The sequence below is a fragment of the Isoptericola luteus genome (assembly GCF_020297055.1).
Lineage (GTDB): Bacteria > Actinomycetota > Actinomycetes > Actinomycetales > Cellulomonadaceae > Isoptericola > Isoptericola luteus.
Window position 1 is genome coordinate 57595 of record NZ_JAIXCQ010000015.1, and the last position, 22926, is coordinate 80520.

The 22926-nt window shown below is 73.4% G+C and carries 23 protein-coding genes; 11 read left to right on the top strand and 12 right to left on the bottom strand.

Annotated elements, in window-relative coordinates; all coding sequences use genetic code 11:
- Positions 1 to 11 precede the first annotated feature (11 nt).
- Together LEP48_RS16840 and glnA are read right to left on the bottom strand one after the other, a co-directional pair.
- The gene (locus LEP48_RS16840; RefSeq protein WP_225566733.1) at positions 12 to 173 is read right to left on the bottom strand and encodes a hypothetical protein; all 162 of its coding nucleotides are present in this window, start codon (positions 171 to 173) and stop codon (positions 12 to 14) included.
- Positions 174 to 447: 274 nt separating this feature from the next.
- Entirely contained in the window at positions 448 to 1872 is a 1425-nt protein-coding gene (gene glnA, locus LEP48_RS16845; protein ID WP_225566734.1) for a type I glutamate--ammonia ligase, read from the bottom strand.
- Between the two features lie 171 nt (positions 1873 to 2043).
- Between glnA and LEP48_RS16850 the strand changes: the two genes are divergently transcribed.
- Complete coding sequence (locus LEP48_RS16850) at positions 2044 to 2508, top strand: RDD family protein (RefSeq protein WP_225566735.1); 465 nt, start codon at positions 2044 to 2046, stop codon at positions 2506 to 2508.
- A 111-nt stretch (positions 2509 to 2619) separates the two neighbouring features.
- Here LEP48_RS16850 and LEP48_RS16855 read toward each other — a convergent pair whose 3' ends face one another.
- The 5 genes from LEP48_RS16855 to LEP48_RS16875 form a co-directional block, all read right to left on the bottom strand.
- Positions 2620 to 3366 (bottom strand): DUF4191 domain-containing protein, encoded by a 747-nt coding sequence (locus tag LEP48_RS16855; RefSeq protein ID WP_225566736.1) that lies wholly within the window; start codon positions 3364 to 3366, stop codon positions 2620 to 2622.
- Between the two features lie 74 nt (positions 3367 to 3440).
- A complete protein-coding gene (gene lipA, locus LEP48_RS16860; protein ID WP_225566737.1) occupies positions 3441 to 4451 on the bottom strand; it encodes a lipoyl synthase in 1011 nt (336 codons plus the stop codon).
- An 88-nt stretch (positions 4452 to 4539) separates the two neighbouring features.
- Positions 4540 to 5871, bottom strand: coding sequence for an MFS transporter (locus tag LEP48_RS16865; protein ID WP_225566738.1), 1332 nt, complete (start codon positions 5869 to 5871; stop codon positions 4540 to 4542).
- Between the two features lie 114 nt (positions 5872 to 5985).
- Positions 5986 to 6639: a lipoyl(octanoyl) transferase LipB gene (gene lipB, locus LEP48_RS16870; RefSeq protein ID WP_255641703.1), complete on the bottom strand. Its 654-nt coding sequence runs from the start codon at positions 6637 to 6639 to the stop codon at positions 5986 to 5988.
- A 19-nt stretch (positions 6640 to 6658) separates the two neighbouring features.
- The gene (locus LEP48_RS16875) at positions 6659 to 7150 is read right to left on the bottom strand and encodes a MarR family winged helix-turn-helix transcriptional regulator (protein WP_225566739.1); all 492 of its coding nucleotides are present in this window, start codon (positions 7148 to 7150) and stop codon (positions 6659 to 6661) included.
- A gap of 37 nt (positions 7151 to 7187) precedes the next feature.
- Here LEP48_RS16875 and LEP48_RS16880 point away from each other — a divergent pair, with 37 nt between their 5' ends.
- From LEP48_RS16880 to LEP48_RS16895, 4 genes are all read left to right on the top strand, one after another.
- Positions 7188 to 9497: an MMPL family transporter gene (locus tag LEP48_RS16880; RefSeq protein ID WP_225566740.1), complete on the top strand. Its 2310-nt coding sequence runs from the start codon at positions 7188 to 7190 to the stop codon at positions 9495 to 9497.
- Positions 9498 to 9553: 56 nt separating this feature from the next.
- Positions 9554 to 10657, top strand: a complete 1104-nt coding sequence (locus LEP48_RS16885) for a Gfo/Idh/MocA family protein (RefSeq protein ID WP_225566741.1) — start codon at positions 9554 to 9556, stop codon at positions 10655 to 10657.
- 80 nt (positions 10658 to 10737) lie between these two features.
- Positions 10738 to 10959, top strand: a complete 222-nt coding sequence (locus LEP48_RS16890; protein WP_225566742.1) for a hypothetical protein — start codon at positions 10738 to 10740, stop codon at positions 10957 to 10959.
- Between the two features lie 9 nt (positions 10960 to 10968).
- Entirely contained in the window at positions 10969 to 12210 is a 1242-nt protein-coding gene (locus LEP48_RS16895) for a hypothetical protein (RefSeq protein WP_225566743.1), read from the top strand.
- Positions 12211 to 12390: 180 nt separating this feature from the next.
- On the opposite strand, the gene sucB is transcribed toward LEP48_RS16895, so the two are convergent.
- A complete protein-coding gene (sucB, locus tag LEP48_RS16900; RefSeq protein ID WP_225566744.1) occupies positions 12391 to 14193 on the bottom strand; it encodes a 2-oxoglutarate dehydrogenase, E2 component, dihydrolipoamide succinyltransferase in 1803 nt (600 codons plus the stop codon).
- 241 nt (positions 14194 to 14434) lie between these two features.
- On the opposite strand from sucB, the gene LEP48_RS16905 reads away from it, so the two are divergent.
- A complete protein-coding gene (locus tag LEP48_RS16905; protein ID WP_225566745.1) occupies positions 14435 to 14788 on the top strand; it encodes an oxidoreductase in 354 nt (117 codons plus the stop codon).
- A gap of 116 nt (positions 14789 to 14904) precedes the next feature.
- Here the strand turns inward: LEP48_RS16905 and LEP48_RS16910 are convergent, their stop codons facing one another.
- A complete protein-coding gene (locus tag LEP48_RS16910; RefSeq protein WP_225566746.1) occupies positions 14905 to 16407 on the bottom strand; it encodes a leucyl aminopeptidase in 1503 nt (500 codons plus the stop codon).
- Positions 16408 to 16470: 63 nt separating this feature from the next.
- Between LEP48_RS16910 and LEP48_RS16915 the strand changes: the two genes are divergently transcribed.
- Genes LEP48_RS16915 through LEP48_RS16930 form a run of 4 tightly spaced genes read left to right on the top strand, consistent with a single transcriptional unit; the run spans position 16471 to position 18555 of the window.
- Positions 16471 to 16830 carry a hypothetical protein gene (locus LEP48_RS16915; protein WP_225566747.1) on the top strand — a complete coding sequence of 120 codons (360 nt, stop codon included), beginning with the start codon at positions 16471 to 16473 and terminating at the stop codon, positions 16828 to 16830.
- Entirely contained in the window at positions 16827 to 17261 is a 435-nt protein-coding gene (locus tag LEP48_RS16920; protein ID WP_225566748.1) for a hypothetical protein, read from the top strand. Before LEP48_RS16915 ends, LEP48_RS16920 begins: the two co-directional genes overlap by 4 nt.
- A complete protein-coding gene (locus LEP48_RS16925; RefSeq protein ID WP_225566749.1) occupies positions 17258 to 18349 on the top strand; it encodes a quinone-dependent dihydroorotate dehydrogenase in 1092 nt (363 codons plus the stop codon). Before LEP48_RS16920 ends, LEP48_RS16925 begins: the two co-directional genes overlap by 4 nt.
- Complete coding sequence (locus LEP48_RS16930; RefSeq protein ID WP_225566750.1) at positions 18346 to 18555, top strand: hypothetical protein; 210 nt, start codon at positions 18346 to 18348, stop codon at positions 18553 to 18555. Before LEP48_RS16925 ends, LEP48_RS16930 begins: the two co-directional genes overlap by 4 nt.
- A gap of 51 nt (positions 18556 to 18606) precedes the next feature.
- On the opposite strand, the gene yczR is transcribed toward LEP48_RS16930, so the two are convergent.
- On the bottom strand, positions 18607 to 20109 hold the full coding sequence (gene yczR, locus LEP48_RS16935) for a MocR-like transcription factor YczR (protein WP_225566751.1): 1503 nt from the start codon (positions 20107 to 20109) through the stop codon (positions 18607 to 18609).
- A gap of 60 nt (positions 20110 to 20169) precedes the next feature.
- On the opposite strand from yczR, the gene yczE reads away from it, so the two are divergent.
- A complete protein-coding gene (yczE, locus tag LEP48_RS16940) occupies positions 20170 to 21027 on the top strand; it encodes a membrane protein YczE (RefSeq protein ID WP_225566752.1) in 858 nt (285 codons plus the stop codon).
- Positions 21028 to 21347: 320 nt separating this feature from the next.
- Here the strand turns inward: yczE and LEP48_RS16945 are convergent, their stop codons facing one another.
- Both LEP48_RS16945 and LEP48_RS16950 read right to left on the bottom strand, forming a co-directional pair.
- Positions 21348 to 21677 (bottom strand): DUF7507 domain-containing protein, encoded by a 330-nt coding sequence (locus tag LEP48_RS16945; RefSeq protein ID WP_422723853.1) that lies wholly within the window; start codon positions 21675 to 21677, stop codon positions 21348 to 21350.
- Between the two features lie 6 nt (positions 21678 to 21683).
- Positions 21684 to 22857, bottom strand: a protein-coding gene (locus LEP48_RS16950; RefSeq protein WP_225566730.1) for an IS3 family transposase whose coding sequence is annotated in 2 segments (ribosomal slippage) — positions 21684 to 22577 and positions 22579 to 22857 — 1173 coding nt in all. Because the reading frame shifts where the segments join, the coding sequence is not laid out codon by codon here.
- Positions 22858 to 22926 lie beyond the last annotated feature (69 nt).

Below are 22926 nucleotides of genomic sequence, written 5' to 3' on the forward strand. Positions count from 1 at the left end.
GTGGGGCCGCCCTACCTCCCCAGCAAGTCCCGCTCGTCGTCGACGCTGATGCCATCGCGACGTACATGGGCACGGTCGTCGGCCCTGGCGCTGCCGACCGGGATCTTGAACACAATCCCGTCGTTCAGGATCACCGGATTCATCGGGTCCAGCGGGCGTTCCAGCGCCGGCACTCCGCCCTCGACTGGCTGACACCCGTGTAATCCGAGACCTCGGTGCGATCACGCGGCCTAGATTCCAGCTTGCTGAGTTCACGGAAGGTGGGGGTACACGATGTCGCGGCTAAGCCAGGAGGCTGGCGGGTTACGGGTGCCTTTGGCGTCCGATCACACACGGATCACACACGAGAACGCGAAACGGCGGCTGACGCTGCGCAACGTCGAAAGACGTTCGCGCAGGTCAGCCGCCGTTTCAGGCGACCTCAGCAGGGGCTACAAAACCCGTCTGTCAGATGTCGTAGTAGAGCTCGAACTCGTGCGGGTGCGGGCGCAGGCGGATGGGGTCGATCTCGTTGCTGCGCTTGTAGTCGATCCAGGTGGCGATGAGGTCCTCGGAGAAGACGTCGCCCTGGGTCAGGAACTCGTGGTCGCGCTCGAGGTTGTCCAGAGCCTCCTCGAGGGACGCAGGCACCTGGGCGATCTGCGCGTGCTCCTCGGGGGGCAGCTCGTACAGGTCCTTGTCGATCGGCGCCGGCGGCTCGATGCGGTTCTTGATGCCGTCGATGCCCGCGAGGAGCTGCGCGGCGAACGCGAGGTAGGGGTTCGCCGTCGGGTCCGGCACGCGGAACTCGACGCGCTTCGCCTTGGGCGACGAACCGGTGACCGGGATGCGGATGCACGCGGAGCGGTTGCGAGCCGAGTAGACGAGGTTGACGGGGGCCTCGTAGCCCGGGACGAGGCGGCGGTAGGAGTTCACCGACGGGTTGGTGAAGGCCAGCAGCGACGGCGCGTGCTTGAGCAGGCCGCCGATGTACCAGCGGGCTGTGTCGGACAGGCCGCCGTAGCCCTTCTCGTCGTAGAACAGGGGCTCACCGTTCAGCCACAGCGACTGGTGCGAGTGCATGCCCGAGCCGTTGTCGCCGAAGATCGGCTTCGGCATGAACGTGACGGTCTTGCCGGCCTGCCAGGCGACGTTCTTGATGACGTACTTGAACTTCATCAGGTCGTCGGCCGAGTGCATCAGCGTGTTGAAGCGGTAGTTGATCTCCTGCTGGCCGGCGGTGCCCACCTCGTGGTGCGCGCGCTCGACGTCGAGGCCGACCTGGGCGAGCACGGCGCACATCTCGTCGCGCAGGTCGGCGAACTGGTCGTTGGGGGAGACGGGGAAGTAGCCGCCCTTGAACCGGGTCTTGTACCCGAGGTTGCCACCCTCCTCCTCGCGCCCGGTGTTCCACGCGGCCTCGACGGAGTCCAGGTGGAAGAAGCTCTCGTTCGCCGCGGTCTTGAAGCGCACGTCGTCGAACACGTAGAACTCGGCCTCGGGGGCGAAGAACGCGGTGTCGGCGATGCCGGTCGACTTCAGGTACGCCTCGGCCTTGGCCGCGATGGTGCGGGGGTCGCGGGAGTACGGCTCGTCCGTGAACGGGTCCACGATCGAGAAGTTCATGATCAGCGTCTTGCGCTTGCGGAACGGGTCCAGGTACGCCGTCGTGACGTCGGGGACCAGCTTCATGTCGGACTCGTGGATCGCCTGGAACCCGCGGATCGACGATCCGTCGAACATCAGGCCGTCGGTGAAGGAGTCCTCGGAGAACTGCTCCGTCGGGATGTTGAAGTGCTGCATCACGCCCGGCAGGTCGATGAACCGGACGTCGATGAACTCCACCCCCTCACGACGGGTGTAGGCGATGGCCTCGTCGGCGTTGGTGAACATTCGTGCGCTCCTTGCTCTGACGTACCCGGGGAGGGGCCGGTGCTCGGCGTGCACGACGCTAGAGGTGGGGCGTTTCTCTGGCGTGCCGCCCATGTTTCGTGCACGTTACGTAGACGTCGCTGCCGGCGCCTGCCGTGAGGGATGCACCGCGAGGAACGTACCCTGGGTCGCATGGCATCGCGCGAGGACATGGGGTCGTGGCTCGAAGGGGGAGCGGCCGACAGGTCCGGACCGTCGAGCGCGGAGCGTCTCGGGCTCCCAGGCGAGGGGCACGGGTCGCCGGCGAGGGTCGGACGGCGGGTCGTCGCGCTGGTGATCGACTGGGCCGTCGCGAGCCTGGTCGCGTTCCTCCTCACCAACCCGGGCTCCTGGTCGGACATGAGCTCCTGGGCGCCGCTCCTCGTCTTCGCAGTCGAGAACGTGCTCCTCGTGAGCACGGCGGGCTTCACGGTCGGGCACCGGCTCCTGGGGCTGCAGGTGCGGGTCCTGGGTGCCCCCGAGGGCACGTACGTCGGCTTCGCGCGCGGCGCGGTCCGCACGCTGCTGCTGTGCCTGGTCATCCCCGCCGTGGTGTGGGGCAACGACGGGCGTGGCCTGCACGACCGTGCCGCCGGCACCGTCATCGTGCGCCGCTGAGCCCGGCCCCGCTGAGGCTCCCGTCGATGACGCACCAGAGCTGAGAACGCACGAGAGCCCCGGCACCGTGACGGTGCCGGGGCTCTCGTGCGTGCCTGCAGGGCGGGTGGCTCAGCGGCCGCGCATGCCCTTGCGGTCGGGGCGGGCCTTCATGGGGTCGACGCCCTTGGGGATCGGCAGCCGCGCGCCACCGAGGGACTTGAGGCGCTTCTTGACCTGGTCGGTCTCCGGGCGGGTGAGCTTGCGCTTGAGCTTCTGCACCTGGCGGGCGACCTTGGGCAGCGGGGTCTGCCCGGCCTCGTCGCCCACCTGGATGAGGGTGATCGGCACGTTGGGCAGGATGCGAGCCACCTTGCGGCGCTCGTCGTCCAGCAGGCGCTGCACGCGGTGCGAGGGACCCTCGCTGACGAGCACGACGCCCGGGCGCCCGACGCCGCGGAACACGAAGTCCTGCGTGCGCGGGTTGATGGCGATGGGCTCGTCGCCGAACTCCCACCCGCCGCGCACCGTGCCGAGGGCGGCGCGCGCCGCGCCGGGCTGACCGGCGATCTGCGTGTACGCGGCCTTCTCGGCCTTGCGGGTCAGCGTGAACATGGCGCCGAGCAGGGCGAACGGGATGCCGAGGACGACCCAGTACAGGATCTTGAACCCCGTCGGGACGTCGAGCAGCAGCACGATCACGCCGACCACGGCGAGGATGCCGACGAAGACGCCGAGGATGAGCCATGTGGCGCTCGGGTCCTGCTTGCGCGTCATCTGGTACGCGGCCCACACCTGGTGGTACCAGCGCTGCTTGCGGGGCTTCTTCTGCTTGCCGGTGGCGTCGGGCGCGTCGGCGTCGGGCTTCGTGCGGGCCATGGTCGTCCAGTCTAGTGGTGCAGCGAGAGCGCCGGAACCGCAATACGGTCCCGGCGCCTCTCGGATGGTCAGGATCAGCGGGCGGTGCGTCCGAGCACGCTCGCTGCCTCCTGGCGCGACGTGGTCGGCTCCGCGAGGTGCGCGAGCGAGTCAGGGATCGGCAGGCCTCGACGGGTCATGGCCTGACCCCACAGCCGCCCGGCGCGGTACGACGACCGCACCAGCGGCCCGGCCATGACGCCCAGGAACCCCATCTCGGTGGCGGCGTCGGACAGCTCGACGAACTCCTCCGGCCGCACCCAGCGGTCCACGGGGTGGTGGCGCAGGGACGGGCGGAGGTACTGGGTGATGGTGACGAGGTCGCACCCGGCGTCGTGCAGGTCCGCGAGCGCGGCCTTGGACTCCTCGATCGTCTCTCCCATGCCCAGGATGAGGTTGGACTTGGTCACCAGACCGGCCTCGCGCGCCCGCGTGATCACGGACAGCGACCGGTCGTAGCGGAAGCCGGGACGGATCTGCTTGAAGATGCGCGGCACGGTCTCGACGTTGTGCGCGAGCACCTCGGGACGCGACTCGTTGACCTGGTCCAGCAGCTCGGGGATCGCGTTGAAGTCCGGGATGAGGAGCTCGACGCCGGTGCCCGGGTTCAGGGCGTGGATCTGGCGCACCGTCTCGGCGTACAGCCAGGCGCCGCCGTCGGCCAGGTCGTCACGCGCGACGCCCGTGATGGTCGAGTACTTCAGGCCCATGGTGCGCACGGACTCCGCGACACGACGCGGCTCGTCGGCGTCGAAGTCGGCCGGCTTGCCGGTGTCGATCTGGCAGAAGTCGCAGCGACGCGTGCACTGGTCGCCGCCGATGAGGAACGTGGCCTCGCGGTCCTCCCAGCACTCGAAGATGTTGGGACAGCCCGCCTCCTCGCAGACCGTGTGCAGGCCCTCACCCTTGACCAGGCCCTTGAGCTCCCGGTACTCGGGCCCCATCACGGCCTTCGTCTTGATCCACTCGGGCTTCTTCTCGATGGGGGTGGCGGCGTTGCGGGCCTCGACCCGCAGCATGCGGCGGCCCTCTGGTGCGATCGTCACGGGTGTCTCCCGGTCGTCGTCGAGCAGGTGGGACGCCCGGTCGTGACCGGGCCTGGGCGGCGCGGTTCCCGCGCCGGACCTGGTCAGACTACGGGAGGGGCGCGGGTGCCCGCCGCTGCGTTCCCAGCCCTCGGACGTGACCTGTGCCACCCCGGCGGAGCAGGACGCCGACGACGAGGAGGGTGCCCGCCGCGAGGGCGGGGACGGCGAACGCGGCGGGGACGCCGAGGGCGCTGACCTGGCCCGTAACGGCCGCGCCGATCGCGACGCCCACGACGTTGGCGCTCGCGACGAGCGTCATGGCTGCCGCGGTACGGGCGGCCGGGGCGCGCTCGGAGGCCACGGTGAACACCGTGACCATGACTGGCCCCACGAACAGTCCCGCGACGGCGAGCCCCGGCGTGACAGCGGCGAGCGAACCCGTCGCGGCCAGCGGTACCAGCACCGCGAAGCAGACCGTGAGCCCCGTGGCGAAGCCGACCCATCGGGCCGGCTGGCTCCACCCGGCCGGCAGCGCTACGACGGCCAGCGCCGTGGCCGCCGAGCCCACGCCCATGACGGCGTACAGGAGGCCACCCAGGCCGGGCTGGCCGATCGAGCTCGTGAACGCGGTCGTCGCCGTCTGCGTGGCGCCGAACAGGACGCCCATGGCGAGCATGCCGGCCAGGGGGACGGCCTCGGCACGGGCCAGCGCGAGCAGTCCGGCACCGCCGGCGACGGCGGCCGGCGTCGTCCCGCCCGCGGTCGTCGCGTGCGCCTCCCCGACCTGGGCAGCGGCCCGCGCCGTCGGGTGCAGCGCGAACGCCGTGCCGCCCGCGGCCAGCAGCGCGGCGGCGAGCAGCATCGCGGCGCCCGGGGACGCCGTCGTCGCCAGGATGCCCACCAGCGCGGGCCCGAGGACGAAGCCGACCTCGTCCGCGGTGCTCTCGTAGGACATGGCGGCGGACATGGTGCGCGGCCTGCCCTCGGTCAGGCCGATCCAGCGCACGCGCGCCAGCGGCCCCACCTGGGGGACGCTCGCGCCGGCCAGCGCCGCCGCGAGCAGGACCGGTCCGGTCGAGGGCGTCGCGCCGCTCGTGCTCGCCGCGACCATGGCGACCAGGGCGAGCGTCGCGATCGGCGTGCAGACCAGGAGCACGACCCGCTGGCCACGCCGGTCGGCGAGCGACCCCTGGGCGGGGCCGCCCAGGGCCGTGCCCAGCGCGGCTGCGGCGCCGGCGAGGCTGCCCGACGCGACGGAGCCGGTGGCGTCGGTCACGAGCAGCAGCGTGCCGATCGTCAGCATCGAGAACGGGAGGCGGGCCGCGAAGGCGATGGGCAGGAACCAGCCGCCGGCGAGGCGAGGAAGCGCTCCGTAGGGGCCGAGCCACGAGGGCTCGGGCGCGGGCGTGCGCGGGGCGCGCGTGGGGGTGTCGGTCACAGGGATCCAGGGATGCGGCGATCGCACGCCGACCCACCCGTTCCCGGCGCGCAACGAACCCTGGACGCTCAGGATAGCCCGGAGCCCGGCGCGAGAGGCCGGTGGGGTGCCCGGTCAGGCGGTGATGCTGGACACGGCGAGCGGCTGGATCCGCAGCGGCGCGAGGGCGGCGGCGAGCGCCTCGACGAGTGGCCCGGCGGCGTCGGCAGGCTCGATCGCCCGTCCGGTCTCGATGCTCAGGGAGGTGACGTCCGCGTCCGTGATGCCGCACGGGACGATGGCCTCGAAGCGGCTCAGGTCGGGCGAGCAGTTGAGGGCGAGGCCGTGCATGGTCACGCCCTTGGCCGTGCGCACGCCGATGGCGCAGACCTTGCGCTCGCGGCGCGTGCCGTCCGTGGCGAGCCAGACGCCGGTGCGCCCCTCCACGCGGATCGTGGCGAGGCCGTAGCTCGCGCACACCTGCATCACGGCCTCCTCGAGCGCCCGCACGTACGCGACGACGTCCACCGGCTCCGCGAGGCGGACGATCGGGTACACGACCTGCTGGCCCGGCCCGTGCCAGGTGATCTTCCCGCCGCGGTCGACGTCGACCACGGGTGTGCCGTCGTCGGGGCGCTCGTCGCGGCGGGTGCGCCGCCCCGCGGTGTACACGCTGGGGTGCTCGACGACGATCAGGGTGTCGGGGCGCTCGCCCGCGACGACCTCGGCGTGCACCTGGCGTTGCAGCTCCCACGCCTCGTGGTAGTCGGTCAGCCCCGGCAGCGTCATCACGTCCACGTCGTGCAGGTTAGTCCTCTGGCGCCCGCGGTGCGCGGTCCGTCTCGCCGTCTGCCGGGACCGCCCGGACCAGGGCGGCGAGCGCCGCGCGCAGGGCGCCGACCTGGTCGGCGTCGAGCCCTCGCGTGGCGAGGTCCTCCGCGGGCTGCACCCGGCCCGCCTCGGAGGCCGCGTCCCGCCCGGCCGCGGTGACCGCCACCGTGCGGCGCCGGCGGTCCTCGGGGTCACCGCACCGCGTCACGTAGCCGGAGCGTTCCAGCCGCGCGACGACGCGGCTCATCGTCTGCTCGGTCACGCCGTGCAGCCGCGCGAGCTCGCGCTGCGTGCGGGGCCCGACGAGCAGGTGCACGAGAGCCTGGAAGCCTGCATGGTTGAGGTTCCAGCCGGCCAGGTGGTCGTCCCAGGCGTGCTCGACGCGGCGGGCGACGGTGGACAGCAGGCGCGCCGTCGGCCATCGCGCAGGGTCGGGGCTCGTCGGGTCGATCGTCGTGCGGTGGGTCATCTGGCGCTCTCCTTGTTCCCAGGGCAGGATACTCAGCATGCTGAGCAATCGTCGGTCGGGTCTTCTTCGCGGCCTCGTCATCCTCGTCGTGATCGGCGTCTGGCTCGTCATCGGCGCGATCGGTGGCCAGGCGCAGGGCAGTCTCGCCGGCGTGCAGAAGAACGACGCCGCCGCGTTCCTGCCCTCGAACGCCGAGTCCACGCAGGCCGCCGAGCTCGCCGCCGAGTTCACGGACTCCGAGACCCTCCCGGCGCTCGTGGTCACCGAGACCACCGACGGCTCCGACCTCACCCCCGACCAGCTCGCGGACGTCAAGGCGTTCGCCGACGCGATCGCCGACGCACCGCTGGAGGGCACGTCGGGCGACGAGCCGAGGACGGTCGGCGACGTGAGTGTCGCAGACCCCGTCGTCGTGCCCTCCGAGGACGGGCAGGCGTCGCTCGTCGTCGTGTCCCTGGACGCCTCGGTGGCGTCCGAGCAGGTCGGCGCCGAGGAGGACCGGATCTCGCAGCTCGCGGTCGACGCGCTGCGTGCGCTCGCGGCCGCCCCGGTGACCGACGGCGGCCTCGCCGCACACGGGCTGGAGACCTGGGTGACCGGGCCGGCCGGCTTCGTCGTCGACCTGGTGAACGCGTTCGGCGCGATCGACACCGTGCTGCTGCTCGTGGCGCTCGGAGCCGTCCTCCTCATCCTCGCGCTCGTCTACCGCTCGCCCTCCCTGCCGTTCATCGTGATCTTCACGGCGGTGTTCGCGCTGAGCCTCGCGGGGCTCGTCGTGTACAACCTCGCGGCGAACGACGTCCTCGTCCTCAACGGGCAGTCGCAGGGCATCCTGTCGATCCTCGTCGTGGGGGCCTCCGTGGACTACGCGCTGCTGCTCGTGGCCCGCTATCGAGAGGAGCTGCGCAAGGCGTCGTCCACGTACACCGCGATGCGCCGAGCCCTGCGTGCTTCCATCGAGCCGATCGCCGCCAGCGCCGGGACCGTCGTCGTCGGCCTGCTCTGCCTGCTGCTGTCCGACCTCGCGTCGAACGCCAGCCTGGGCCCCGTCGCCGCCATCGGCATCGCCGCGTCCTTCCTGTCGGCGCTGACGCTCCTGCCCGCTCTGCTGCTCATCGGCGGACGGCGGGCCCGGTGGGTGTTCTGGCCCCGGGTGCCGCACGCGAGCGGCAAGCACTCCGAGCCCCAGGCCGCCGCCGGGGCCGAGGTGACCGCCGTGATCGAGGACGACAACCACGTCGACGTCGACGGGCACGGCATCTGGTCGCGCGTCGCGGGCGTCGTCGGACGGCACGACCGCGTCGTCTGGATCGTCACCGCGGTCGTGCTCGCGGCGGGGGCGGCGTTCGTCCCGACCCTGGACGCGAACGGCACGGGGGACGCCGAGGTCTTCCTCGCCCAGGTCGACTCGGTGGACGGCGAGGAGGCCCTGGGCCGGCACTTCGACGGGATCTCCGCCCAGCCCGTGATCGTCGTGGCGCCCGAAGGGGACGCCGACGCGGTCGTCGAGGCAGCCGAGGGCACCGACGGCGTCTCGGCCGCGACGGTCGTCACCGACGAGCCGTCGACGGTGCCGGGCCGCCCGGCGCAGGGCGACCCGCTCGTCGTCGACGGCCAGGTGCGGGTGGACGTGACGACTGACGTGCCCTCGGAGAGCCAGGAGGCGGTCGAGGTGGTGGCCGACGTGCGCACCGCCGTGCACGGCGTCAGCCCCGAGGCCGTCGTGGGTGGCGCGGCCGCGGAGCGGCTCGACACCCAGCTCGCCGGGGAGCGCGACCTGCGCACCATCGTCCCCGTGGTCCTCGTCGTCATCCTGCTGATCCTGATGCTCCTGCTGCGCTCCGTGCTCTCCGCGGTGCTGCTCATGGCGGCCAACGTGCTCTCGTTCGGGTTCGCGCTCGGCGTCGCGGCCCTGATGTTCAACCACGTGTTCGACTTCCCCGGCGCCGACCCGGCGGTGCCGCTGTACGCGTTCTGCTTCCTCGTCGCGCTGGGGGTCGACTACTCGATCTTCCTCATGACGCGCGTCCGCGAGGAGAGCCTCAAGGTCGGCACGCGTCCCGGCGTCCTGCGCGGGCTGGCCGTCACGGGGTCGGTCATCACGTCCGCGGGCGTCGTCCTCGCGGCGACGTTCGCCGCGCTCGGGGTGATCCCGCTGCTGTTCCTCGCCCAGCTCGCCTTCGTCGTCGCGTTCGGCGTCCTGGTGGACACCTTCGTGGTGCGCAGCCTCCTGGTCCCCGCGCTCGTGCACGACGTCGGTGACCGGGTGTGGTGGCCCTCCAAGCTCGCGCGCGGCGTCCGTCCGGAGCGGCCGGAGCCCGCCGAGGCCGGCGTCCACGCGGAGTGACGCCGCACCGCGTGGCACCCGGTGGCGCTCCGCGGCGTGTCGGGCACGATGGGTCCATGGTCATGGACGAGGGTGCCCCGGACGGGACGACCACCGGCGCGGGCGAGGACGGTCTCGCCGCCCCGGCGCCGCGGCTCGCGATCGTCGGCTACGGCGGCGCGGGCCGCGAGATCCACGCGCGGCTGGCGGCCGAGGCGGGCCTGCGGGTCTCCGCCGTCGTCACCCGCGACCCGGGACGGCGCAACCAGGCCGCGGGGGACTGGCCGGGTGCGCGCCTGCTCGGCGACCTGGACGCGCTGATCGAGGCCCGGTCGTCGTACGACCTCGTCGTGGTGGCCAGCCCGACGGGGCTGCACGCGGACCACGCCGCCCGGCTCGCCCGGGCAGGGATCGCCTTCGTGCTCGACAAGCCGATCGGCGTCGACGCGCACCAGGCGCGCGCCGTCGTGGACGAGGCCACCGCCACCGGGACGCCCTTCACGGTGTTCCAGAACCGTCGCTGGGACCCGGAGCAGCTGACCCTCGCGGCGCTGCTCGAACGGGGCGAGCTGGGCGACGTCCACACCTTCGAGCGGCGCTGGGAGCGCTGGCGCCCGACGCCGCGCCAGCGGTGGAAGGAGAACGACCTGGAGGGCGGCGGGCTCCTGCTCGACCTGGGGCCGCACCTCGTGGACTCGGCCACCCGGCTCTTCGGCCGCGTGGAGTCGGTGTGGGCGCAGAGCCGGTCGCTGACGACGCCCACCGAGGACGACGTCTTCCTCGTGCTCCAGCACGAGCCGGGGGGCGGGCTCGCGAAGAGCCCGCACGGCGTGGTCTCGCGGCTGTGGGCCGGTTCGGTGGTGGGCGCGCCCGGCCCGCGCACGCGGGTGCTCGGCTCGGCGGGGGCGTACCTGGTCACGACGTTCGAGCAGGACGCCTCCCCGTTGGAGATCTTCGACGACGGTGCTCCCGAGGGCACGCTCGGCTGGCTCACCAAGGGCCGCGACCGCCGGCCCGTGCCGCTGGCCCCCGGTGGTCACGTGGACTTCTACCGTGCGCTGGCGCCGTGGCTGCACGGCGACGCGCCGCCCCCGGTGGACCCGGCCGACGCGGTGCGCACCGCCGAGGTGCTGGACGCGGCGCGGGTGTCCGCGCGCGACGGGCGTCGCCTCGACGTCTGACGCCGGCGCCCGCGACCGCCTCGGGACGTGCCTGTGGACGAACCGCCCGCGACGCGGCCGGTTCGGTGTTCGATGGGTCGGTGCCGTCCGACGAGCTGATCATGATCCCCGCCGACGCCGCCGCGCGGGACACCCTGCTGCACCGGCTGGACACGCTGGGGGCGCTCGACCACCCGCGGGTCGAGCCCCTCGCGGCCGTCGAGGTACGCCCGGACGGCCGGATCGGCGTGCGTCGCGGTGCCGGGACGACGGCGGACCTCCCGACCGTGCTCGCCGTCCGGGGGCGGCTCTCCGTGCCGTAGGCGGCCGGCGTGCTGATCGCGGTCGCGCAGGCGCTGGCCGCGCTGCACAGTCAGGGCGTCGTGCACGGCGGCGTCGCGGCCGGCGACGTGGTCCTCGGGGCCGACGGGATCGCCCTGCTGCGGCCACGAGCCGTCGAGGCGCCCGCGGGGGCGGCGGACACCGCCGAGGCCGCGGACGGGGGAAGCGGGTTCGACGTCGGCGCCGCGCACGACGTCCACGAGCTGGCGGCGCTCGTGGCCGACCTGCTCGGTGACCGGTCCGACGACGGCGCCGTGCGCCTGCGTGCCGTCCTGGCGCCGGCACTCGCCCCCGACCCGCTCGTGCGGCCCGAGGCGGGAACGTTCGCGGCCCAGGCAGACGCGGCGCTCGACCTCGAGCCCGTGCGGCTGCCCGAGCGCTCGCAGCTCGCCGTGGCCGCTCTGGGCACCCGGCGGACGGCAGCGGACACGGCGGGCCCGGTCCCGGGCCCGGGGGCGGCGCCTGCCACCCGGCGGCGTGCCGTGCGCACACCGGGCAGGGAGGTTCGCCGCGCCGTCCCCGGTCGATCAGAGGTGCGCCGCTCGGCGCTGCACCGCTCCGGGCGCCGGGGACGGGTGCGCGGGCACCCGGTGGCCTGGGGCGTGGCACGGGCGGGGGGCGTCGTCGGAGCGGTCGTGCTGGTGACGGCTCTCGGCGTGGCTGTGCTCGACGCGGCGAGGTCGGGGGAGGCGGGGCACCGGCCCCCGTCCGCGAACGGCGCCTCCGCCTCCTCCGCCGCGACGGACGTCGCGCCCGCCGTCGACACGAACCGCGACGACCCGGGGTCGGCCGCCGTGGCCCTGACCCAGCGGCGGGTCGCCCTCCTCTCGGGAAAGGGTGGGGCCATCGAGGACGTCGACCTGGACGGCTCGCCCGCGCACGCCGCCGACTCCCGCCTCTTGGCGCAGCTCGAAGACTCCGGTACGCGCGTGGAGGATCTCGAGGTCGTCGTGCACCGTGCCCGGGTCGAGCGTTCGGCCGACGCCGACGCCGACGCCGACGCCGAGGTCGGGGACGTGAACGTGGACGTGGACGTGGACGACGGTGCAGGCCACGGCGCCGTCCGGGTCACCGTCGAGTACGAGATCGGCGCCCACGTCCAGCGTGGGGCCGGGGACGAGCCCGTGGCGGTCCCGGCGTCCGGCCCCCGGGAGGCGACGCTCGACCTGGTCTGGACGGACGACGGCTGGCGCGTCCGCTCCGTCGAGCAGGGCACGTCCACCCGGCCCTGAGGCGGGTGGCAGACCTGGTTCAGGCACCGTACGGTCGCCGAACCCCCCGGACGCGGAGGCGGTGCCAGCCCCGGCGGGCAGACGACGGCGGGCAGACGACGGCGGGCAGACGACAAGGGCTGGTATCCGATCCGGATACCAGCCCTTGTCGCTGCCCGTGATGCGGGCGGGTTCAGACGGTCAGAGCCCGACCTCGGACTCGAACGCGGCCTCCTCGATGCGGTTCTTGATCGCGGTGAGGAAGCGAGCGGCGTCCGCCCCGTCGACCAGGCGGTGGTCGTAGGAGAGGAACAGGTAGGCGAACTGGCGGATGGCGATGGTCTCCTCGCCGTCCGGGCCCGTCACGACGGCCGGCTTCTTGGTGATGGTGCCGGTGCCGAGGATCGCCACCTGGCCACCCGGGACGATCGGCGTGTCGATGAGCGCGCCGCCCGAGCCCGTGTTGGTGATGGTGAACGTGGCGCCGGACAGCTCGTCCGGTCCCACCTTGTTCGCGCGGGTGCGGGCGCCCAGGTCGCCGATCTGGCGCGCGATGCCCGCCAGGTTGAGGTCGCCGGCGTTCTTGATGACCGGGACCACGAGGCCACGCTCGGTGTCGACGGCGATGCCGACGTTCTCCGCGGGGTGGTAGGTGATCTCACCCTTCTCGGGGTCGATCGACGCGTTGACCTTCGGGTAGGCCTTGAGGGCCTCGATCGCGGCCAGCGTGTAGAACGGCAGGTACGTGAGGTTGGCACCCTCGCGCGCCTTGAACGACTCCTTGGCCTTCGCGCGGAGCTTCGCGACCTTGGTGACGTCCACCTCGACCACGGTGGTGAGCTGCGCCTGCGTGTGCAGGGCCTCGACCATCCGCTCGGCGACGATCTTGCGCAGGCGCGACATCTTCTCCGTCGTGCCGCGCAGCGGCGAGACCGGCGGGACGGCGGCGGGAGCCTTGGGCGCGGCGGCCGGGGCCGACGACGCGGGCGCCGCGGCCGGGGCGGCAGCCTTCTCCGCGGCCGCCAGGACGTCCTCCTTGCGGATGCGGCCGCCGACGCCGGTGCCCTCGATGGTCGAGACGTCGACGCCCTTCTCCGCGGCGAGCTTGCGCACGAGCGGAGTCAGGTAGGAGCCCTTGCCGGCGGCCGGCGCGGACGCCGCAGGAGCGGCGGGTGCCGGCGCGGCCGGGGCAGGTGCCTCGGAAGCAGCAGGCTTCTCGTCGGCCTTCGGTGCGGGCTTCTCCTCGGCCTGGGGCGCGGGCTTCTCCTCGGCGGGAGCCGCCGGAGCAGGCTCCGGCGCGCCGACGGGCTCGGGGGCCTTGGCAGGCTCCGCGGGCTTGTCGGCAGGCTCCGCGGCCGGGGCGGCGCCCGAGCCGATGAGTGCGAGGGCGGCGCCGACCTCGACGGTCTCGTCCTCCTCGACCAGGATCTTCTGCAGGGTCCCGGCGACGGGCGAGGGGATCTCGGTGTCGACCTTGTCGGTGGAGACCTCGAGCAGCGGCTCGTCGACCTCGACGCTGTCGCCGACGGCCTTGAGCCAGCGGGTGACGGTGCCCTCGGTGACGGACTCGCCCAGCGCGGGCAGAGCGACCTCGGTGCCCGAACCGTCGCCGCCGCCCTGGGCGGCGGGCTCCTCGGTGGCCGGTGCGGCCTCGGCGGCGGGCTCCTCGGCGGCGGCCGGAGCCTCGGCCTGGGGCTCAGGCGCTGCCTCGGGCTCGGGCTCGGCCTTCTCCTCGGCCTGCGGTGCCTCGGCAGCCGGGGCGGCGTCGCCCTCACCGATCACGGCGAGGTTGGCGCCGACCTCGACGGTCTCGTCCTCCTCGACGAGGATCTGCTGAAGGGTCCCGGCCACGGGGGAAGGGATCTCGGTGTCGACCTTGTCGGTGGAGACCTCGAGCAGGGGCTCGTCGACCTCGACCCGGTCGCCGACGGACTTGAGCCAACGGGTGACGGTGCCCTCGGTGACGGACTCACCGAGTGCAGGCAGCTGCACGTTCTCAGACATGACCTGTGGAGTCTCCTTCGATCAGTGGGTCAGGCGACGTGCCGAGGCTGGCAGGCTCGTGCCGGCCACTGGGCTCCGGATGCCGCGTTCTGGTCACTGCGTGTCATCTTGTCACCTTCGGGGGCAGGTCCCCAATCATTGGACACCCGCGGGCGGTGTGACGCTCGGTACATCTCGCGCCGGGCACCGCCGTCGACCATTTTCGACAGGTCACCGGACGTGCGGCGGTATTCTCGCCTGCATGTCGCTCAGGACCGCCTTCAGCCGCCTGCTGGGACGCTCCGCTGCGCCGGCGGGCGAGCCCGCCCAGGCGCCCGGCACCCGTGGTGAGACCGTCTCCTACCTCCAGGAGTTCGTGCGGACCCGCGTCGGGGTGGAGGCCTACGTGGAACCGCCGAACGCGCAGACGCCGAGCACCGTGCTGCTCGTGGCGACGACGGGGGAGTGGACGCGGCGCCGGGTCCCGGACGAGCGGACGGCGTTCGAGGTCGCGCGTTCCCTGGGGGTCCCCGTCTACAACGTGCGGTTCACGGGCTACCCGCAGCGCATGCGCGACTGGAGCAGCGCGCAGCGGCGCCGGGCACCCGGCCGCTGACCGCGGTCCGCCCGGCGCGGGACATCGTGCATCGAGACGCCGACGGCGCCCGCCCCGAGCTGATCGGGGGCGGGCGCCGTCGTGCGACACGGGTCAGGGCCGGCCGAGGGGCCGGGTCAGGCCCGGGCGCGGGCCTCGACGAACGCGAGGAGGGTCCGCACGCCGACGCCCGTGCCGCCCGCGGGGGTGTACCCGAACGCCGAGCCCTCGTTGTACGAGGGGCCCGCGATGTCCAGGTGTGCCCACGGGGTGTCCCCGACGAACTCGGCGAGGAAGTGCGCGGCGAAGAGCATGCCGCCCCAGCGGCTGGGGGCGGAATTCACCATGTCCGCGACGTTGGACTTCAGCCCCGCCTTGAGCTCGGCGGGCATCGGCATCGGCCAGAAGGCCTCGCCCGCGGTGTCGGCGGCGATCTTGACCTCGTCGCGGACGTCCTCGGTGCCCATCAGGCCTGAGGTGCGGTGGCCGAGCGCGACCATCTGGGCGCCGGTGAGCGTGGCGATGTCGAGGACGACGTCGTGGCCGTCCTCGACGGCCGAGACGAGGCCGTCGGCCATGACGAGGCGGCCCTCGGCGTCGGTGTTGGTGATCTCGACGGTCTTGCCGCCGCGCATGGTCACGACGTCGGCCGGCCGCTGCGCGTTGCCCCCGGGCATGTTCTCGGCGAGGCAGAGGTAGCCGGTGACGGCCACCGGCAGCCCGAGCCGCGCCACGGCGAGCACGGTGTGCAGCACGGCGGCCGCACCGGCCATGTCGGACTTCATCGTGGGCATGCTGGCCGGCGGCTTGAGGGAGATGCCGCCGGTGTCGAACGTGATGCCCTTGCCGACCACGGCGACCTTCGAGGTGGCCTTGGACGGGGCGTAGGAGAGCTTGACCATGCGCGGGCCGCGGACGGAACCCTGGCCGACCCCCACGAGACCGCCGTAGCCGCCGGCGGCGAGCTGCTTGTCGTCCAGCACGGTCACCTTGACGCCCTTGACGCCCAGGTCCTTGACGGCCGCCTTGGCGGCGTCGGCGAACGCGGCCGGGTACAGGTCGTTCGGGGCGTCGTTGACCAGGTCGCGGGTGCCGTTGACGGCCGCGGCGAGCACCTCGGCCCGGACCGCGGCGGCCTTCGCCCGGGCGGAGCGGGCGAACGAGGTGACGACCTCGATCGAGCCGACGGGAGCCCGCTTGGCGGCGACGTCCGCGCCGCGGTACCGGGTGTAGGAGTACGCGCCGAGCAGGGCGCCCTCGACCACGGCGGCCAGCTCGTCCTCGTCGACGGCCGGGAGCGCGATCGCGACGGAGCCGGTGCCGGCGAGCTCGCGCACCGCGGCGCCGGCCGCGCCGCGCAGGACCTCGCGAGGGAAGGTGCCGTCGGTGTCGCGCTCGCCGAGGCCGGTGAGCACGAGGACGCCGGCCTTGATGCCGTCGCCGGCGGGGAGCTTGCGCACCTCGTCGGTCGCGCCGCTCACGCCGAGCTGCGGTGCGAGGGTCTCGATCTGGCGCACGAGGTCGGCCGGGAGCTGGTCCGCGACGACGGCGACGCCGTCAGACGTGGAGCAGGTCCCGACGACGAGGGCGTCGACCTGGAGTGCGGTCGGATTCTTGCCGGAGAGAGTGAGGTCAGCCACCCGGCGATGCTATCGCCGGTCGGGGGCTCCGGGGGAACGGGCCGGGGCCGGTAGTCTGCGAGCGTGCTCCTTCCCCTCCTGATCCTCGTGGTCGCGCTGTGCGCGGTGCTCGCCGGGTGGGCGCTGTGGTTCGTCGTCCGCGACCGGGCCGTGATCCTGCGCCAGCTCTTCGGCGCCGCGGCGATCGAGGCCGTGCTCGTCGTCCAGGCGATCGTCGCCGGCGTCCTGCTGGCGACGCAGGACCACGCCGTCGACGGCCCCCTGTTCTGGGGGTATCTCGCCACGGCCCTCGTGATCCTGCCGGTCGCCGCCTTCTGGGCCTTCGCCGAGCGCACCAAGTGGTCGTCGGTGGTGCTCGCCGCCGCAGCGGTGACCGTCGCCTTCCTCGACTGGCGGCTCTGGCAGATCTGGGGAGCGGCATGAGCCGCACCGCGCCGCGCACGGGGTCGGGCTTCGGCCGCCTCCTCGTCACGGTGTACGGCATCCTCGCGTTCGCCGCGATCGGGCGCTCGTCGTACGAGCTCGCGACGAAGTTCTCCGAGGCGCCTGTGGCGTACTCGCTGTCCACCCTCTCCGCGGTCGTCTACGTGGTCGCCACGGTGGCGCTGGCCAAGGGCGGCCCCCGCTGGCGGGTCGTCGCCTGGGTGACCGTCGCGTTCGAGGCCGTCGGCGTGCTCGCCGTCGGCACCGCGTCGGTGGTCTCGCCGGAGGTCTTCGGGGAGACCACGGTCTGGTCCGGGTTCGGCCAGGGGTACGGCTACGTCCCCCTGGTGCTGCCCTTCGTCGGGCTGTGGTGGCTCTGGCACACTCGACCCGACACGACGCCCCTTGCCGCACCGGAGGCCGCCCGATGAGCCCGTACGACCTGCTCTTCTCCAGCGTCTTTCGCCGGATGGACCCCGAGCGGGCGCACGAGCTCGCCTTCAAGGCGATCGCTGCGGCCGGGAGCGTGCCCCTGCTGCGCGACGTCGTGCAGGGGGCGGTCGCGCCGTACCTCGGCCGGGGGCTCGGCGGACCGGGGAGCATCGAGGCGCTCGGCCGCACGGTGCCCGCACCGTTCGGGCTCGCCGGTGGTTTCGACAAGAACGCGCGGGCGGTCCGCGGCCTGACGATGCTCGGCTTCGGGTTCGTCGAGATCGGCACCGTCACGCCGCGGCCCCAGCCGGGCAACGAGAGGCCGCGGATGTGGCGCGAGCTCGACCTCCGGGGCGTGCGCAACCGCATGGGGTTCAACAATGACGGCGCCGAGGCCGCCGCGCGGCGGCTGCGCGAGCTGAGGTCCACGCCCGCCGGGCGCGCCGTCGTCGTCGGGGCGAACATCGGCAAGAACAAGACCACGCCTGCCGCCGAGGCCGCCGCGGACTACGCGGCCTGCGCGCGCGAGCTGGCGCCCTGGGCCGACTACCTGGTCGTCAACGTGTCCTCGCCGAACACGCCCGGCCTGCGTGACCTGCAGACCACCGCGGAACTGCGCCCGATCCTCGTGGCGGCCCGCGAGGCCGCGGACGCCGCGACGGCCGCGGCGGGGCGGCCGCGCGTCCCGTTGCTGGTGAAGATCGCTCCCGACCTCGCGGACGAGGACGTCGACGCCGCCGCGGACCTGGTGCTCGAGCTGGGTCTCGACGGCGTGGTGGCCGTGAACACGACCATCGGTCACGACCGCGGCCCCGGCGGGCTCTCCGGCCCGCCGCTGCTCGAGCGCGGCCTGGCGGTCGTGGCCCGGCTGCGGCGCCGGCTGGGGTCCGAGCCCGTGATCATCGGCGTCGGCGGCATCAGCGGCGCCGACGACGTGCGTGCGTACCTGCGCGCGGGGGCGGACCTCACGCAGGGGTACACCGCGTTCATCTACTCCGGACCGCTGTGGCCGTCCCGGGTGAACCGCTCGCTGACCAGGACGCGCGGCTCGATGGCTGCGGGCAGCATCACCGGGGGCGGCGCGTGATCCGGCCGCGCTGGGAGTGGTCGCTGGTCGACGCGGAGGGGCAGGCGGCCCCCGCGGCGCCGAGCCCGGTGTTCACGACGCAGTACGACGCCGAGCAGTGGCTCGGGGAGCAGTGGCGCGAGCTGGCCGCGACCGGCGTCGCCGTCGTACGGCTGCTGCACGACGGCACGCAGGCCACGCCGAGCATCGAGCTGCCGGCGCCGTAGCCTCCCGGCGCTGATCACCCGGAACTGATCATCCGGAGCTGATCACCCGGCTCAGCCGGCCACGTGCGCCCAGGCGCGGGCAAGCCGGGGCACCGCGTCGGCCAGGTCGGCGGCCTCGCGGGCGAACGTCAGCCGCACCCGGTCGCGGGACGAGCCGTCGGGCGTGAACGACGGCCCGGCCGCCACCAGCACCCCCTGGGCCACCGCCGCCGCGGCGAAGGCCTGCGCCACAGGCCGCCCCAGGTCGACCCAGAGGCACAGCCCGCCGTCGGGGACCGGCACCCTCCAGTCGGGCAGCGCGTCCCGGAGCAGGTCCACCAGCAGGTCGCGCCGCTCGCGCAGGATCCTCAGCCGGTCGGGGAGCACCTGGTCGCGGCGGGCGAGGAGCTCGGTCACGGCGAGCTGCTCGAGCACGGGGGTCGAGATGTCGACCGACTGCCGGGCCAGCGCCAGGCGCCGCACCACCTGCTCGTCGGCGCGGACCCAGCCGACCCGCACGCCGCCCCAGAACGTCTTGGACGCGGACCCGATCGACACGACGTGGGGTGAGGTGCCCGGGCCGGCGAACGGGGCCGGTACCTGCACCCCGGGCTCGAGGGCGAGGTCGGTGAGTGTCTCGTCGCCGACCACCGTGACGCCGTAGCGGTCGGCGAGGTCGCGGACCGCGGCCCGCTCGTCGGCGGTCAGGGTGGAGCCCGTGGGGTTGTGGAAGTCCGGCACGAGGTACACGAGCCGGGGCCGGGTGCGTCGCACGGCGGAGGCGAGCGACTCCACGTCGCCCGGCGGGACGCCCACCACGCGTCCGCCCGCACGCCGGAACGGCTCGATCGCGTGGAAGTACGTGGGGGACTCCACCACGACCGTCTCGCGCGTCGAGACGAACGCCTCGGCGAGGAGGGTGATCGCCTCCTGGGCCCCCGTCGTGACGAGCACCTGCTCCGCCGTCGTGGGCACCCCGCGCTCGGTGTAGCGCGCCGCGATCGCGGCGCGCAGCCCCACGATCCCGAGGTGCTCGTAGCCGCCCGTGCCGAGGTAGGCGGGCAGCTCGTCGAGGGCGCGCACGTAGGCGTCGTGGAGCGCGGGCGCGGCGGACGGCGTCGCCTGCGACAGGTCGAACGGGGCGGCGAAGGGGGCGTCCGCGGGGACGCCGCCGGGCGCGGAGGCGGGCGGTGCCGTGTCGGGTGCCGGTGCGTCCCCGGCGCAGGGCCGGGCACGGTCCGCACTGCCGGCGACGCGGTACGGCAACGTCGTCACGGTGCCCGAGCCGACCCGGCTCGCCAGGAACCCGAGGTCGCGCAGCCGCGCGTAGGCCGCGGACGTCGTCGTGCGCGAGACCCCGAGGGCGGCCGCGAGCTCGCGCTCGCTCGGCACCCGGGTCAGCGGGGCGAGCGTGCCGGACAGGATCGCGGCGCGCAGCGCGTCGGCCAGGGCGGCGTAGGCGGGGCCGCCGGCGTGCCAGGTGCCGAGCAGCCGGGCCGCGGCGGTGGCGGAGAGGTGGCGCACCGCGGACGGGGTGCGGGCCGGCACGGGGTGGTGCACGGTGGGGCTCGTCATCGGGCCACTCTCGCGTCAATGGCTATGGATGGCAATACCAATCTCGGCGAACCTGGACCGGTGACACTGATCCGCGAGACCACCCCCCGCCCCACCGCCCGGCCCGGTGCCGCGGCGGCGCACCGGCCCGCACCCGCGCCCGCGCCGGTGCAGGCACCGGCGATGAGTGGGACGCGCCGTGGGGTGCAGCTCATCCTCGGCCTGCTGGGCTTCGCGGCCTCGATGGCGATGCTGCTGCACGCCGGGCAGGGCGGCATGCCCTGGGACGTGCTGCACCAGGGCGTCGTGCGCTCGACGGGCCTCGGGTTCGGCTGGGTCGTCGCGATCACCTCCGCGCTGGTGCTGCTCGCATGGATCCCGCTGCGTCAGCGGCCCGGCCTCGGCACCGTCATGAACGTCGTCGTGATCAGCGTGACGATCGGCCCGTTTCTCGGGGTGATGGACGCCGTCGCCCCGGAGCCGGGCGTGGCCACGAGCATCGTGCTCGTCCTGGCAGGCGTGATCGTCAACGGCATCGCCACCGCCGCCTACATCGGGGTGCGCCTGGGCCCAGGTCCGCGCGACGGGCTCATGACCGGGCTGGTGGCGCGCACGGGCTGGTCGGTGCGGCTCGTGCGGACGGGCGTGGAGGTGGTCGTGGTGCTCGCGGGTGTGCTGCTCGGCGGCACCTTCGGCTGGGCCACGATCGCCTACGCGTTCGGCGTCGGCCCCGTGGTGCAGGCCGCCACCCGGTGGCGCCGGCTCGTGCCGGCAGGGCTCGTGGACACGCCGGGACCGGCCGGGCGGTCGCCGGCGCCCGCCCCCGCCACGGCGCCTGGGGGCACGGCCGGGGGCAGGACGGACGCCGACCTCGCGCGGCGTGCCGAGCAGATCGCCCGCGCGATGGACGCGATTCGCCGCGCCCACCCGGACACCTAGCCGTACTGACCCGAGACGTTGGTCGACCGGATGATCGCGGCCCGCGTCGGCGTCGCCGGGGCCGGGCCCCTGCACCACTTCGGCCGCAAGGCCGGTCTACTCACGGCGACCCCGGAGGAGCGGACCGGCTCGACCTCGTGCGCTGCACCGAGGACGAGGGTGAGATGCGTACATTCTTCGCGGCTGCCGACGGTACGTGGACGCCCCAGGACGCGCTCAAGCACGATCACGCGACTCGCGGCCAGGTGGCCGAAGAGCCGAGAGCTCCTCGGGAACTGCGCTCCAACACGCCGCCGTGTGGATCGACAGCGCGACCTCGCTCACTCCTGTAGCTGTCCGTTGTGGCGCGCGCGCCGCAGAGCTACCCCGGTCGTGAGGAGGAAGATCGCGGCGGCGAGTGGTGCAGCCATCCCCGTGCCGGTCTGGGCAAGGTCGCCGTCAGGTGGTGGGGACGAGAGATCGGGCGGTGTGGGTTGCGGGGTAGGGAGAGAGTTCTCACCGGAGACGAGCATGAACTCGCTGATCTGCGGCGTGATGGCTGGTGTGCCCGGTGGCGGAGTGGCGTTCGCGGTCGCGGTATTGCTGATGTGGCCGGCGGTCACGTCCGCTCGCGTGGCGGTGTACGGGACTGCTGCACGGATAGGTGACAGCGGTTGTCAGGCGGCGAGTGCGACCTGAGTGGTGATGATGGCTTCGTACTCGATCGGGGTCAATCGTCCGAGGCGCGCTTGGCGGCGTCGGCGGTGGTAGGTGCGTTCGATCCAGGTGATGATCGCGATCCGCAGTTCGGCCTGGGTGGTCCAGCGGCGGCGGTCCAGGACGTTCTTCTGCATCAGGGCGAAGAAGGACTCCATGGCGGCGTTGTCGCCGGCGGAGGCGACCTGGCCCATGGATCCGACCAGGTCGTGACGGCGCAGCGCCGCCAGGAATTTCCGGCTTCGGAACTGGCTGCCTCTGTCGCTGTGCACGATGCAGCCGGCTACTTCACGACCCTCGATGGCCCGTCTGGCGACGGCGTTCTCAAGGGCGGCCACGGCCAGGGAGGACTTCATGCGGTCGCTGATGGAGTACCCCACGATCCGGTTGGAGTACACGTCCTTGATCGCGCAGAGGTAGACCTTGCCCTCGCCGGTGGGGTGTTCGGTGATGTCCGTAAGCCACAGGGTGTTCGGTTCACTGGCAGTGAAGTCGCGTCGCACGAGGTCGTCGTGCGCGGGCGGGCCAGGCTTCTTGCCGCCCTTGGTGCCCTTCGGCTTGCCGAACACCGACCACCAGCGCCCATCGCGCACGAGTCGCCACATCGTGCGGTCGCACGCGCTGTGACCGGCGTCGCGGGCCTCGTCACCCAGGAGCCGGTACCCGAACTCGGGGTCGTCCCGGTGGGCGTCGAACAGGGCGTTGGCGAGGTAGGCCTGTTCGAGCTCTGTGGCGGTGACGGGGTTGGCGAGCCATCGGTAGTAGGCCTGGCGGGCGAGCTTGAGGACCCGGCACGTCACCGTGACGGGGACACCGTCAGCAGCAAGTTCACGGACGAGCGGGTAGGTCATTTCCCGGCAGGTGCGCCTGGGCGAAGTACGCCGCCGCACGGCGCAGGACCTCGTTCTCCTGCTCCAGCAGGCGGACCCGCTTGCGGGCTTCGCGCAGCTCGGTCGACTCGCTCTTCGTCACGCCGGGCTTGGCGCCGTCCTCGACATCGGCCTGGTGCAGCCAGTTGCGCAGGCACGACTCGCTGATGCCGAAGTCCTTCGCGACCTGCTTGACCGTGGACTCGCCCTGGCGGGCGATCGCCACGACGTCGTCGCGGAACTCCTTGGGATGGGGTCTGGGCACGGTGAACATCCTTCCAGCAGCACCCGCAGGCACCACAGGTCAGGTGTCACCTAACCGTGCAGCAGTCCC